The 13,340-nt window shown below is 65.4% G+C and carries 14 protein-coding genes; 2 read left to right on the top strand and 12 right to left on the bottom strand.

All coding sequences use genetic code 11. The features are described from left to right. Nucleotides 1-23: 23 nt before the first annotated feature. A complete protein-coding gene (locus GGR36_RS12515) occupies nt 24-1,250 on the bottom strand; it encodes a methionine gamma-lyase (protein ID WP_183635079.1) in 1,227 nt (408 codons plus the stop codon). Nucleotides 1,251-1,377: 127 nt separating this feature from the next. Here GGR36_RS12515 and GGR36_RS12510 point away from each other — a divergent pair, with 127 nt between their 5' ends. Beyond that, nucleotides 1,378-1,860 carry an Lrp/AsnC ligand binding domain-containing protein gene (locus tag GGR36_RS12510; protein WP_207064420.1) on the top strand — a complete coding sequence of 161 codons (483 nt, stop codon included), beginning with the start codon at nt 1,378-1,380 and terminating at the stop codon, nt 1,858-1,860. 101 nt (nt 1,861-1,961) lie between these two features. After that, nucleotides 1,962-2,744, top strand: coding sequence for a substrate-binding periplasmic protein (locus tag GGR36_RS12505; protein WP_221229583.1), 783 nt, complete (start codon nt 1,962-1,964; stop codon nt 2,742-2,744). A 31-nt stretch (nt 2,745-2,775) separates the two neighbouring features. On the opposite strand, the gene mtgA is transcribed toward GGR36_RS12505, so the two are convergent. The 11 genes from mtgA to GGR36_RS12450 form a co-directional block, all read right to left on the bottom strand. Next, the gene (gene mtgA, locus GGR36_RS12500) at nt 2,776-3,474 is read right to left on the bottom strand and encodes a monofunctional biosynthetic peptidoglycan transglycosylase (RefSeq protein ID WP_183635076.1); all 699 of its coding nucleotides are present in this window, start codon (nt 3,472-3,474) and stop codon (nt 2,776-2,778) included. Beyond that, nucleotides 3,471-4,304, bottom strand: a complete 834-nt coding sequence (aroE, locus tag GGR36_RS12495) for a shikimate dehydrogenase (protein WP_183635075.1) — start codon at nt 4,302-4,304, stop codon at nt 3,471-3,473. Before aroE ends, mtgA begins: the two co-directional genes overlap by 4 nt. A gap of 29 nt (nt 4,305-4,333) precedes the next feature. Next, complete coding sequence (locus tag GGR36_RS12490; protein ID WP_183635074.1) at nt 4,334-5,413, bottom strand: energy transducer TonB; 1,080 nt, start codon at nt 5,411-5,413, stop codon at nt 4,334-4,336. A 29-nt stretch (nt 5,414-5,442) separates the two neighbouring features. Next, complete coding sequence (locus GGR36_RS12485) at nt 5,443-7,350, bottom strand: ribonuclease catalytic domain-containing protein (protein ID WP_183635073.1); 1,908 nt, start codon at nt 7,348-7,350, stop codon at nt 5,443-5,445. A 58-nt stretch (nt 7,351-7,408) separates the two neighbouring features. Next, nucleotides 7,409-8,296: an EamA family transporter RarD gene (gene rarD, locus GGR36_RS12480; RefSeq protein ID WP_183635072.1), complete on the bottom strand. Its 888-nt coding sequence runs from the start codon at nt 8,294-8,296 to the stop codon at nt 7,409-7,411. After that, nucleotides 8,293-8,862: a YqiA/YcfP family alpha/beta fold hydrolase gene (locus GGR36_RS12475; RefSeq protein WP_183635071.1), complete on the bottom strand. Its 570-nt coding sequence runs from the start codon at nt 8,860-8,862 to the stop codon at nt 8,293-8,295. The genes rarD and GGR36_RS12475 overlap by 4 nt, the downstream gene beginning before the upstream one ends. Nucleotides 8,863-8,915: 53 nt before the next feature. After that, a complete protein-coding gene (locus tag GGR36_RS12470) occupies nt 8,916-9,509 on the bottom strand; it encodes a PEP-CTERM sorting domain-containing protein (RefSeq protein ID WP_183635070.1) in 594 nt (197 codons plus the stop codon). A 147-nt stretch (nt 9,510-9,656) separates the two neighbouring features. Beyond that, the gene (locus GGR36_RS12465) at nt 9,657-10,481 is read right to left on the bottom strand and encodes an undecaprenyl-diphosphate phosphatase (RefSeq protein WP_183635069.1); all 825 of its coding nucleotides are present in this window, start codon (nt 10,479-10,481) and stop codon (nt 9,657-9,659) included. A 165-nt stretch (nt 10,482-10,646) separates the two neighbouring features. After that, nucleotides 10,647-11,018 carry a ribbon-helix-helix domain-containing protein gene (locus tag GGR36_RS12460; RefSeq protein WP_183635068.1) on the bottom strand — a complete coding sequence of 124 codons (372 nt, stop codon included), beginning with the start codon at nt 11,016-11,018 and terminating at the stop codon, nt 10,647-10,649. 80 nt (nt 11,019-11,098) lie between these two features. After that, a complete protein-coding gene (locus GGR36_RS12455; protein WP_183635067.1) occupies nt 11,099-11,677 on the bottom strand; it encodes a DJ-1/PfpI family protein in 579 nt (192 codons plus the stop codon). A gap of 100 nt (nt 11,678-11,777) precedes the next feature. After that, nucleotides 11,778-13,184 (bottom strand): bifunctional enoyl-CoA hydratase/phosphate acetyltransferase, encoded by a 1,407-nt coding sequence (locus GGR36_RS12450; RefSeq protein ID WP_183635066.1) that lies wholly within the window; start codon nt 13,182-13,184, stop codon nt 11,778-11,780. Between the last annotated feature and the right edge of the window lie 156 nt (nt 13,185-13,340).

Below are 13,340 nucleotides of genomic sequence, written 5' to 3'. Positions count from 1 at the left end.
CCCGTTTCATTTGCGCAATCGCGTCAGGCGGCGGCGATCTCGCTGCGGACGCCAAGCGCGGCGATCGCGAGTGCCTGCTCGAAGTCCGCCAGCAAGTCCTCCGCGTCCTCCAGCCCGGCAGAGATCCGCACCAGCCCTTCTGAGATGCCGTGCGCGGCGCGCTCTTCCGGCGTGTAGGTCGAATGGGTCATGCTCGCCGGATGCTGTGCGAGCGTTTCCGGGTCGCCCAGGCTCACCGCTCTCGTTACCAGTCGCAGCGCGTTCATGAAGCGGCGGCCGGTCTCGATGCCGCCCTTGAGTTCGAACGCAATCATGCCGCCGGCGCGTTTCATCTGGCGCAGGGCGAGCATGCGTTGCGGGTTGTCGGGCAGGTCGGGGTAATGCACCTGTTCGACCAGCGGATGGTTCGCCAGCAGGCCCACGATCGCCTTGGCGTTGTCGCAATGGCGGTCCATGCGCAGCGCCAGCGTCTTGATACCGCGCAGCACCAGGTTTGCGTCCTGTGGCGAGAGCACCGCGCCGGTCATGTCCTTCAGTCCGTACAGCCGGATGCGCTCGGCCGTTGCCGCGTCGCACACAACCAGCCCGGCGGTGACGTCGCCGTGGCCGCTGAGGTACTTGGTCGCCGAATGCACGACGATGTCCGCCCCCAGTTCCAGAGGGCGCTGCAGGTAAGGTGTGCAATAGGTGTTGTCGACCACGGTGATGGCGCCGTGCGCGCGCGCAATCATCGACACCTGGCGGATGTCCACAAGGCGCATGTTCGGGTTCGCCGGCGTCTCGAAATACACCACCTTGGTCTGCGGGTTGAGCGCGCGCTGCACTTCGAGCGGGCTGCTCATGTCGCAGTGGCGCACGGTCACGCCGAATCTTGCCAGCCCGTGGTGCAGGAACGAGAAGGTGCAGCCGTACAGTGTCATGTCCACCAGGATCTCGTCGCCGGGCGCGAGCAAGGTCCACAGCGTCGAGGTGATCGCGCCCATCCCCGAGGCGAACGCAACGCCGGCCTCGCCCCCTTCGAGCGCCGCAATCCGCGCTTCAAGCAGCGCCAGGGTCGGGTTCGAGATGCGCGTGTAGATGTAGCCCGGTGCCTCGCCGGCGAAGCAAGCCGCGCCCTGTTCGACGTTCGGGAACGCGAAGGTACTGGTCTGGTAGATCGGTGGTACCAGCGCCCCTTGATGGCTCATCGGGTCGTATCCGTGATGGATCGCGCGCGTCGCGAAGCCGCGTTGCCGGCTTGTATGGGTCATGGCTTTCCCCTGCTCTTGATGCTGGTTCTGATGGGGAAATCGTAGCCGCAGGATGCCGGTGTTTCTTTGCAAAGCATGCATACCGCAAGGTAAAGTGGGTATGAATCATGCGCCAACGGAGGGGCTGGTGGATAAAGCAGTCGCAATCGCTTTGGACGGCACCGATCGCCGCATCCTCGCCGAATTGCAGGACAACGCGCGCCTGACCACGGCCGAACTGGGTGAGCGGGTATTCCTCAGCCAGTCGCCCTGCTGGCGGCGTGTACGGCGGCTGGAAGAGGAGGCCTACATCCAGGCTTACCGCGCGGTGCTCGACGCCAGGAAGCTCGGATACGGCGTGACGGCCTTCGTCAGCATCATGCTGGAAAGCCATGCGCAGGCGCTGAGCCGCGACTTCGAGGCGCGCATTGCCGAAATCCCCGAGGTCATTGCCTGCCACAACGTGTCCGGCCGCTACGATTTCCTGCTCGAGGTGGTGGCGCGCGATCTGGAAGGTTTCGGCGTGTTTGCGCGCGATGTGCTGCGTGCGCTGCCGGGGGTCAAGGAGATCTACTCGAGCTTCTCGCTGAAGGAAATCAAAGCTACACGCGCCCTGCCGATCGCACGATGAAATCGGCCGCCGACGGGCGGTGCTTGCACGAACGGCATTCGTCCGCCATGCTTTTCGCGATAACCGTGAAGCGACCCCGAAACGTGACCACTGCACCGTTCATGCTGCCCCGCCGTGCCCCGAGCGGGCTAGCCCCAGCGCGCCCGGGGTGCCTCGCACGGCTGGTCGTTGCGCTGATCGTGTCCGTAGCGCCGGCGGCTGCCTGGGCGGACACGGCAGAACTGCATGTGCACTTCAATCCGCGCATTCCGTATGCGTTTAGAGATGGTGACCACATTGGTGGGCTCGTCGCCGGGCCGATAGGCGCGGCGCTCGAAGCCGCGCGCATTCCGTTCGTGTGGGAAGAGACACCTTTCAGCCGCCAGATGGCGCTGCTCAAGGGCAACCAGCGCCAGGACTGCATGATCGGCATGTTCCGCAAGCCGGAACGCGAGAAATTCGGTCGCTTTTCCGAGCCGGTCTTTCGCGATTCGCCACAAATACTGCTGGTGCGCGTTGAAGATGCGGCCGCGTTCAACCGCTACCCATCGATTCGCGACGCCATGCAGAAAGGCACTTTCCGCCTGCTGGTGAAGGAGACCTATTCCTACGGGCCAGCCTTCGACCAGATGCTGGCGGAGCGCACCGGCCCGACCGTGCGGGCGTATGAGGAGAACGACCAGATGTTGCGCATGCTGGTCGAATCGATGGCCGACGCGATGATCATTGCGCCGGAAGAGGCGAGCGCGTTGATCAAATCCCGCGGTTTGAGCGTCGAACGCTTTGCCTACATCAAATACCCCGATACCCCGCAGGGTGAGTTGCGGCATCTGTTCTGCAGCATGCAGGTACCGCAGGCCACGATCGATCGATTCAACCGGGCCCTCACCTCGAAACCGCGTTGAGTCGCGGTGGTGCAAGCGCGCGCTTGCGGACTCAGGGTATTTCCGAAAAGCGCATGCGGCGTTCCACGCTGGCTGCATGGCCAGCAAGACGTGGGCCGAAACTCTTCTCGTACTTGCGCGGGTTGGGCAGCATCACTGCGAGATGCGCCGCTTGCCCGGCGTTCAGTTGCGCGGCGGAAATGCTGTAGTAGCGGCGCGCCGCCGCCTCGGCGCCGAACACGCCGTTGCCCCATTCGACCACGTTGAGGTACACCTCGAGGATGCGGCGTTTGTCCCACAGCGTTTCGATCATCACCGTGATCACCGCTTCCTCGGCCTTGCGCACGTAGCTGCGGGTCGGCGACAGGAACAGGTTCTTCGCCAGTTGCTGGCTGATCGTCGAACCGCCGCGGATCGGCTTGCCGCGTTTGGCGAGTTTCTCGTTCTTCTCCATCGCCTTCTGGATCGCTTCCCAGTCGAAGCCGTCGTGGTCGACGAAACCGTCATCCTCAGCCGCCACCACTGCGCGCTTCAGGTTGGGCGAGATGCGTTCATACGGCACCCAGGTGTATTTGAGCGTCGCAGCCGGGTCGGTCTCGCGCAGTTCCTTCAGGCGCAGCGACATGAAGCTGGTTTCCGAAGGATTGAACTGCTTCCACCACAGCACATGGCCCAGCAGCCAGAGCTGATAGGCAATGAACAGCAGGATCAGCGCGAGCAAGGCGCGCTTGAACCACTTCCAGAGACTCATGACGAGCGGGCGAGCGTTCCGCGCAGGGCCTCGCGCACCGGCTGGGTGTCGGGCCGTACGCCGCGCCACAGGAAGAAGCTCTCTGCAGCCTGCTCCACGAGCATGCCGAGGCCGTCTGACAGGCGTTCAGCGCCCAGTTCGCGCGCGGCTTGCATGAAACGCGTCTCGTCGCTTCCGTACATCATGTCGTAGGCGAGTGCGCCGGGCGCATAGATACCTTGCGGCAGCGGCGGTGCGTCGTCGGACAGCGATGACGAAGTGGCGTTGATCACCACGTCGAAGGTGCTGCCTTGCAAAGCGTCGAAGCCACAGCCGAGCAGCGCGCAGGCGCGACCTTCGGGCTGGAATGCAGTGGCCAGCGCCAGCGCCTTCTCCACCGTGCGGTTGGCGATCGTCAGTGACGACGGCGCCTCGGCCAGCAGCGGCAGCAAGGCGCCGCGCGCGGCGCCGCCCGCGCCGAGCAAGAGCACGCGGCTGCCTTCGAGGGTGTAGCCGAGGTGCGCGAGATCGCGTACCAGCCCCACGCCGTCGGTGTTGTCGGCGGTGATGCCGCGTTCGTCGAAGATCAGTGTGTTGGCGGCGCCCGCCGCCTCGGCGCGTGCGGAGCGACGATCCGCCAAAGCGCAGGCTTCCAGCTTGAACGGCACCGTCACGTTGGCGCCGCGCCCCCCCTCGTTGCGGAAGGCGGCGACCGCTGACGCGAAGCCGTCACGCGGTGCGAGCCTTGCTTCGTAGCTGATTTGCTGGCTGGTTTGCTCGGCGAAGCGCGCGTGGATCCACGGCGACTTGCTGTGTGCGATCGGGTTGCCGAAGACGGCGTACAAGTCCATCGATGACCTCCGCTCGGAAAGGGCTGGATTCAGTTGTTGCGCGCTTCCAGCGTACCCGCATCGCGCGAGAACACCCAGGTGCGGATGATGTGAAGCTCGTCCCACTTCTTGCGCTGTTCGGCATTGAAGGGGGCGAAAGGGCTCGACAACTGCAGGATGCGCAGCGCTGCGTTGTCCAGCGCAGGGTTGCCGGACGAGCGCGTGATTCGGGTGTCGCCGATACTGCCGTCGGCCCTGATCGTGACCTCGATCAGCAGGTTTCCGTACAGCCGCCCGTTCTTGTCATGCGGGAAATTCAAAGTGCCGACGCGTTCGAGTTTCTGGCGCCAGTCCTCGACATACTGCGCAAACGCGTATTCGGTGGTGCGCGCGGTGGCGTAGGCCTTCTTCGGTTTGGCCGCGTACTCCTGAATGTCCTTGCTGATCTCACCTTCGAGGCGGGCGATGGCGCGGGTACGGTCGATCTGGTCGGCACCGCTCGCCTTGCTCGGCTCAGGATTCGGTTGCGGCTTGCCCTGCACGATCTCGGCCGTACGCAGGCTCTTGCTCTGTTTGAGCAGGTCGCGCTGGCGCTCTTCCAGGCGCTCGATACGGCGCTTGGCCTCCATCAGTTCGTCGCCTTCCACATTGAGCTCTTGCGGTGGCAGCGGCGTGGTTGGTCGCGCCTTGTCCTTGCTGTTGCCGCCTCCGTCCATGTTGGCCTGGGCGAGGGCCTGGGCGTCCTTGGGCGCGCGTGCGTGCTTGGCGTTCACCAGCACGATGTCGAGCCCCTTGTCGCGTTGCCGTGACAGCGCCCAGTCCGGTGGCGCAAAACGCAGCACCAGCAGGACCGCGTGCAGCACGATCGATACCGAGATCGCGCCCCAGAAGATGTTCTCGCTGCCAATCCTGCGGGTGGCAGGCGGCAGGCGCAGGCGCCGCCGCTTGGCCGACGGCCTCGGGGCTGCGTGTTCGGCCGGCGCCTTGGGCGCTTGCAGCAGGGCGGCTGCCGGCGCGGGGCTTGCGGCGGGCGCCGGATTGGCGGGCGCGCTGCGCTTTGGCGCGGCCCCGGCCGCAGGCTTGGGGGCCGGCGCCGCGGCAGGCTTGCGAGGTGTCTTTGCGTGTGGCATCGGGTCGCGAGTTTAGCGCGGCGCGGGGCTTACAAGGCTTCCGAATCGTCGTCCGGCAGCACATCGGCATCCGGCGCGAGCGTTTCGACGTAGCGAACCGCAACGTCGGGCGCGAGGTCGTCATAGCGTTCGATTGCCAGGCGCACATGGGTGCTCGGATCCAGCCCGGGCAGCGACGGTACCTTGACGACCAGCGGCACGTCATTGAAGCGCACCAGGTTCTCGCGCCAGACATGGCCTTCCGGCTGGTAATTCGGCCCTTGCTGGCGCAGCCAGCGCAGGCACCAGTAGCGTTCCATCTGGCGCTGGTAGTCGGCGTAGGCGGCGTAGGCGAGTTCGAAATCGTTCATCGCGGCCGCGAGTTCGGCCGAACCCTTGCCAAAGGGCGCCGCCTCACTGGTGAGATGCGCGATCAGCTGCCGCTGATTGACCAGGTCGACATAGCGGCGCAGCGGCGAACTGGACCACGCGTAGCAATCGACGCCAAGGCCGTCGTGCGGCGCGGCGGCGGTGGTCATGCGCACGCGGCCGCCGGTCTGCGCGCGGTAGATCGCCGGAATGCCGGCGTCGGCCAGCACGCGGCCCCAGGTGCTGTTGGCGGCGATCATCAATTCCGCGACCAGCTTGTCGAGCGGCGAGCCGCGCTTGCGGCGCTGGATGTCGACCTGGCCCGGCCCGTCGGCGGTGTCCACCGACCAGTCGACATAGAAGTTGAAGTCGAAGGCGTTCTGGTTGGCCGAAGGCTTGCCGCGGCCGGCCTCCAGCACGGTGGCGAATTCCCACAACAGCTTGAGTTCGTCGCGCCAGGGGAAATCGGGCAGCGCGCCACTGAGGGTGTCCTCGTTGAATACCGGCTCGATGTCGTGGTGACGCAGGTTGGCTGCGATCGGCACGATCTCGACCCGGCTTGAATGGCCGGCGATCGACAGGTCCGCGTTCACGTCCAGATACAGCGAGACGGCCGGGCAGTCGCGCCCCTCGCTGAGCGTGTAACGGGCGACTGCGTCGTCCGGCATCATCGTGATCTTGTCGCCCGGCATGTAGGCGGTCGAAAGCCGCTTGCGCGCCACCGCGTCGAGCGGCGACCCCTGCGGCATGCCAATGCCGGGCGCTGCAATGTGGATGCCGATGTGCCAGCCGCCAGCGGCGCGCGGCGTCACCGAGAAGGCATCGTCGATCTCGGTGGTCGTTGCGTCGTCGATCGAGAAGGCGCGGACATCCGCCCGGTCAAGCGCGCGTACCGGCTCGGGTACCTCATGCGGCGGGAAGTCGAGACCGTCGGGGAAGTGCTCCGACAGGAAGCGCGCGCGGTGGTAGGCGTGGGCGTTCGGGAAGGCGCCGCAGGCCAGCAGCAGCTGCGGCAAGCTACGGCCACTGCGTTCGCAGGCGAGCTCGACGCCCTTGGTCTCGAGCTTGTTGCGATCGGGCTTGACCAGCAGCTGGGTGACGATTGCGCCGACCTCGGCCGGCAGGCGGCCCGCTTCCAGTTCGCCGGCATAGCGCTCGATGGTTTCCTGTTGCAGGCGCTTCTTTTCCAGCCCGGCCAGCGCGGCCTGCAGGATTTCCGGCGGCGCCTTGCGGAAGCGCCCCTTGCCCTTGCGGTGGAAGTGGATCGGCGAGGCCTGCAGCTTGAGCAGCAAGGCGACCGATTCGACTGCGTTCGGCACATGGCCGAAGTATTCCTGCGCCAGCTCGGTGAATGCGAACTCCCCGTCGCCGCAGACTTCGTAGAGGAATTCGGTGTCGAGCCCCTCGGCCTCGCGCTCGGCGGTGGCCATCAGCTCGCCGGCGGCCGGCGTGCTGAACTGCATCAGCACGTTCGCCGTCTTGAGCTTCACCCGCTTGCCATGCGGCGTTTCCACCTGGAGCGACGAATCGGTTTGGGTGAGGATCGTGGCGGGCTTGAAGGCCCCATCCTCTTCGAACAGCACGTGCATGGCAGCCCAGCGTCAAGCAAACCGCGAATTATACCGGTGCGCTGGTCGCGCCGTGCGCCTAGCGGGATGCCGGCGGGTTGGCGCGCAGTGCGTCGATCGAATACAGCGCCAGGGCGGTCCAGATCAGGCCGAACGCGGCGAGATCCGCAGCGCGGAAGCTTTCGCCGAACAGAAGCACGGCGATCAGGAAGTTGAGCGTCGGCGACAGGTACTGCACCACGCCAACGGTAGAGAGCGGCAGGCGGCGTGCCGCTTCGGCGAACAGGGCAAGCGGAATCGTCGTCATGATGCCGGCGACCGGCAGCAGCGCGGTGACGGTGGCGGTGGCGCCCAGGTGCAGGCTGCCCTGTGACGCGAGCCAGCCGAAATAGCCAAGCGCGATCGGTGCGACCAGCAAGGTCTCGATGAAAAGCCCGTTCTGCGCGTCGATAGGCGCGCGCTTGCGCAGCAGGCCGTAGGTGCCGAAGGTGCCGGCCAGAAACAGCGCGATCCACGGCAGATGGCCGGTCTGCCAGACCTTGAGTGCGACGCCGGCTGTAGCAACAGCGACGGCTGCGCGCTGCAAGGGCCGCAGCCGCTCGCCGAGGAACAGGCGCCCGAACAGTACATTGACCAGCGGGTTGATGAAGTAGCCGAGGCTCGATTCCACCAGCCGCCCTGCGCCGACCGACCACACGAACACGAGCCAGTTGGCGCTGGTGAGGCTGGCGGTGAGGGCAAGCAGGGCGAGCAGACGCGGCTGGCCGAAGACACTTCGCAGGGTGTCGAAGCCTTGTCGGGCGCCGATCCATGCCGCCAGCAAAAGTACCGACCACAGCACGCGATGCGCGACGATCTCGGTCGCCGGCACCGATGCGATGGCATGGAAGTAGAGCGGTGACAGGCCCCAGACGCCGAATGCGCCGAGCGCGCATGCGAGCCCGGTGCGCGCGCTCGCGCGGCTCACGCGATGCCCGCGTACGCGATGATCGCGTCGATGTAGTCGTGCCAGCGGGTGAAGGAGTGGTCGCCGCCGGGCAGTACGGTCTGCCTGGCGCCGGCAAAGCGGGCGACGGCGACGCGCGTATCGAGCACTTCGTCGTCTTCCTCGGCGAGCAGCCAGAAACGTTGTGGCTTGACGAGCGCAGGCAGCCGCAGCGCCTCGATCTGGGCGACATGTTCCCAGGTGAACTCGAAGACTTCGCCGGTGTAGAGGTTCGAATGCTGGCCGACGAAGGGGGCTGCGTCGAATCCCTCGGGGAACACCGCCGGGTTGATCAGCACCGCATTCAGATCGTGGCGTTCGGCGAGCCAGGTCGCGTAGAAACCGCCGAGCGAGCTGCCCACCAAGGTCGGCCGAACTGGCGATGCGGCGATGGCGGCTTGCGCCTGTGCAATTGCTGTTGCCGGTGCGTGCGACAGCGCCTCGCACCAGAACGCGTCGGCGCGGCCGAGCTGCGTCAGACGGGCGTGCAGATCCTGCGCCTTCGAAGAGGCGGGTGAAGAACGGAATCCGTGCAGATAAATGATCACGGCCCGGAGCTTATCGCATCCGGGCCGTGGCGCCAGTCAGCTGTGCGACGAAATCAGCCGCGGCTGCGTCGACGCAGGCAGGCGGCGCCAAGACCGAGGCCGACGAGTGCCAGCGTCGCCGGCTCGGGCACCTCTGCCCCACGCGTGTTGGTGAACGAGAAGCTCAGATCGTTGTAGCCGCCCGGATATTCCGGGGTGCCGCGCAGGTCTTCGAAGCTCACCAGCGCTTCATTCGGCAACCAGGCGGTTTCGACGCGCGCATGGGCCTTGCCGTCGGCATTCCGGATGCTCGGGCCGGTGTAGAAATCGTCGCCGGTGTTGTTCACATGCAGCCGGAAGATCAGTTCCGTGCCGACTGCGAAGCTGCCGAGGTCGACGGTGCTGCCGACTGCCGAAGCGTGGTTGTTGAACAGGAATCGGTCGTTGCCGAGAATGCCGTCGTTCCCCGGATTCCCCGAGCCGTCCAGCGCAAGGTAGAGATCGTTGCTGTATGACGCCGAGTTGCCTTGATAGGTGGCGATGATGTCGGCGGTCGACGTGACCGTAACCTTGATGCCTTCAGTACCGAAGGGCGCGATCGGGAACGCAAGGCTGCTGCCCGCGGCGGCCAGACAAATACTGGCAACAAGGAATTTGGCAATTTTCATGATGAGCGGCCGGTGGATAGTGAGGGGACGAACCATCCTCAAGCAAGTGCCAGGCCATCTACATCAGCGCCATGTATGAGAAGGACTCCCGCGGTTCACGGGAGTTCGGATCCACGCAGATGTAAAGGTAGGCGACACACTCTGTGGTCAGTTATCCACCCACGCAACCCAGCCCATTTGCCAGGTGAGCAGGATCACCAGGCCGAAGGCGATGCGGTAGTAGGCGAAGAGGCGGAAATCGTGGGTCATGATGTAGCGCAGCAGCCAGCGCACGCACAGGTAGGCCGAAACGAAGGCGGCGATGAAGCCGACGGCCCACATGCCTGTGTCATCCATCGCGAGGAGTGCGCGTTCCTTGTACAGCTGGTAGAGCGATGCGATGAACAGGGTCGGGATCGCGAGGAAGAACGAGAACTCGGTGGCCGCCTTGCGCGACAGGCCGAACAGCATGCCGCCGATGATCGTGGCGCCGGAGCGCGAGGTGCCGGGGATCAGCGCGAAGGCCTGCGCGATGCCGAGCTTGAGCGCGTCGAGATAGGTCATCTGCTCGACGCTTTCGACGCGGGTGAATTTCTGACGCGACTCGGCCCACAGGATGATGAAGCCGCCGAGGATGAAGGTCGACGCGACCACTGGCGCATTGAACAGGTGTGCCTTGATCGCCTTGCCAAATACCAGGCCCAGCAAGGCGAGCGGGACGAAGGCGATGGCCAGGTTCACGAGGAAGTGCATCGCTTCCCGGTTGCTGAAGGCATGCGTGACCGCATCGGTGAGGCGGCGACGGTATTCGAGCACCACGGCGAAGATCGCGCCGGACTGGATCACGATTTCGAACAGCTTGCCGCGCTCATCGTTGAAGTTGAGCAACTGGCCGGCGAGGATCAGGTGGCCGGTGGAGGAAACCGGCAGGAATTCGGTGAGGCCTTCGACGACGCCGAGAATCAGCGCCTTGAGCAGCAGCAGGAGGTCCATGGTGTGTGCGAGTAGGGGTGGGGCCGCCGATTATACGTTTGCGGTGCAGCAATCCCGTGACACCGGGGGCGCCGGCGTGTGGCGCGGCACACTCCATCGCAGAAGTTCGGGAGACAAGCGGTGGTGGCGCGCCGATGCGCGCACCGGATACGGCTGCAGGCGCCTTCAGATCCGGCTGTGTGTCGAGGCGTGATGCAGCGCGCGTTCGGCGGCCAGCACCTGATGGGCGTCTAGGCTTGAGATCGGTACGCCGGTGTTGGGCGGGATTGCGCCGACCAGTTGCAGCGACAGGTAGCGCAGGCAACTGACGCGCAGGAAGGACGAGAAATTGGCGACGTCACCTTCGATGTCGACCAGTTCGTCGTAGAGCTTCGACAACAGTTGCGGCAGTGTCAGGCCGTCGCGTGCGCCGATTTCCTCCAGCACGCGCCAGAACAGGTTTTCGAGGCGGATCGAGGTGGATACGCCGTGCAGGCGCAGCGAGCGCGCGCGCGACTGATAGAGCGCCGGATCGGCGCCAATGAAGACCTGACACATGTGAGCGACCCCCCGGACGCGATGCGGCGGGCCGGACGGCCCGCCGCATGTGACATCGTAGCCGTTGCGCGAACGACTGCTCAGGCGTCGATCCGCGTGCCGAGTACCGCGAGGAATTGCGCGATCCAGGCGGGATGTGCGGGCCAGGCGGGGGCGGTGACCAGGTTGCCGTCGGTGACGGCGCCGTCGATCGGGATCTCGGCGTACTTGCCGTGCGCCAGCTCGACTTCAGCGCGGCAGGCCGGGTAGGCCGAGCAGGTGCGGCCTTCCAGCACCTTGGCGCCCGCCAACAACTGCGCGCCGTGGCAAATCGCCGCGACCGGCTTGTTGGCCTCGAAAAAGTGGCGCACCGCCGCGATGACCGCCGGGTTGAGTCGCAGGTATTCGGGGGCGCGGCCGCCCGGGATCACCAGCGCATCGTAGTCTTCGGCGCGCACCTCGGCGAAGCTGGCATTGAGCGTGAAGTTGTGACCGCGCTTCTCGGAGTAGGTTTGCTGGCCTTCGAAATCGTGGATCGCGGTGGCGATGGCGTCGCCTGCCTTCTTGTCGGGGCAGACGGCATGCACCGTGTGCCCGACTGCCTGCAGCGCCTGGAAGGGCACCATGATCTCGTAGTCTTCGACGAAGTCGCCCGCCAGCAGCAGAATCTTCTTGCCCATGTCTGTCTCCTCTGTTGAGTTCCGGCCGGCTCTGCGGCCGTCGGGCCATTCTTCGCCGTGCTTGTGACAGATGGGTGTTAACCGGTTACCGCGCGCCCCATTACATTGCAGACGGGCGTTTGTGCACCAGCAGTTGGGCGATCGCGCAGGACATTGAACGACTCTGCGCGGTATCGGCGCGGCTGGTCAGCACCAGCGGCACGCGGGCGCCCAGCACCACGCCGCCCAGCAGCGCGCCGGCGAGGTAGTGCAACTGCTTGGCGAGCATGTTGCCGGCTTCCATGTCCGGTACCAGCAGGATGTCGGCGCGTCCCGCGACTTCGGACTCGATCCCCTTGGCCTTTGCCGCCAGCATCGAGATTGCGTTGTCGAAGGCGAGCGGGCCGTCCAGCACCGCGCCGCGAATCTGTCCGCGATCCGCCATCTTGCACAGCGCGGCCGCCTCGAAGGTGGAGCGGATCTTGGTCGTGACCATCTCGACCGCAGAGAGGATCGCCACCCGTGGTGTGCTGATGCCCATTGCCTGCGCCAGTTCGATCGCGTTCTGCAGGATGTCGACCTTCTCTTCGAGTGTCGGCTCGATGTTGATGGCCGCATCCGTGATCAGGAGCGGGCGCGGATAGGCCGGCACGTCGGCAACGAAGACATGGCTGATCCGCCGCCCGGTGCGCAGGCCGGCGTCGCGCGACACCACGGCGCCCATGAAGGTGTCGGTGTGCAGGCTACCTTTCATCAGTGCCGCGACCTTGCCGTCGCGCGCCAAGGATGCGGCCACCGCGGCGGACTGCTGCTCGAACTCGGTATCGATCAACTCGATACCCTCGAGACTGGCGCCATATTGCGCGGCGAGTTTTTCTATACGCGCGCGCGGGCCGACCAGGATAGGGGTAACAAGGCCTTCATTGCGCGCCTGGATCGGCCCCAGCAGCGAATCTTCAGAGCAGGGCCAGGCGACGCCGATGCGGACGGGGGCCAGCCCTTGTGTAAGCGAGATCAGGTTGCCGTAGCGGCGTTGACTGTCGTTGACGGTGACCTCGGGGAGATCCGGCATGGGTTGGATAACCTTGTCTGCCGGCGCGACCACTTCCGCCTCGCCTTCGAAGATGCGTACGCCGTCCTGATTCACGCCTTCACAGTTCATCGTGATGCAGCGAGAGGCCGCCTGTTTCGCCACGCACGTCACCGTCACGGTGAGGGTGTCGCCAAGGCTCAGGGGCGCGAGGAAGCGCAGATTCTGGCTGCGATACACCGTGCCCGGTCCGGGGAAGCTGCTGCCGAGGATCGACGACACCAGCGTGCCACCCCACATGCTGTGTGCCACTACCCCCGAGAAGCCGAGGTTACGTGCGTAGGCGCTGTCGAGGTGCGTGGGGTTGAGGTCGCCGGAGGCCACCGCAAACAGCTGGATGTCCTGCAGACGCAGGGTGCGCGTGAGGCGTGCGGACTGGCCCGGTTCGATCTCGTCGAAGGTGTGGTTTTCGAGCTTTTCGGTGGCGGCGGCGGACATGGCAACCTCGGCAATTGCTGCGCTGCAAAAATGACATCTTAGAGCCTGCTTGCTTACGCGACGGTGTCGACCGCCCGGTATTTGATCCAGATGAAACGGGCACATGGTTAGTGCATGGTGATCGACCCCGGAGCCCATTCGGGGCAGTGCTAAACT

This window comes from Niveibacterium umoris (assembly GCF_014197015.1).
Lineage (GTDB): Bacteria > Pseudomonadota > Gammaproteobacteria > Burkholderiales > Rhodocyclaceae > Niveibacterium > Niveibacterium umoris.
The sequence above is the reverse complement of the archived record's forward strand: the minus strand, read 5'-3'. Positions and strand labels throughout refer to the sequence as shown.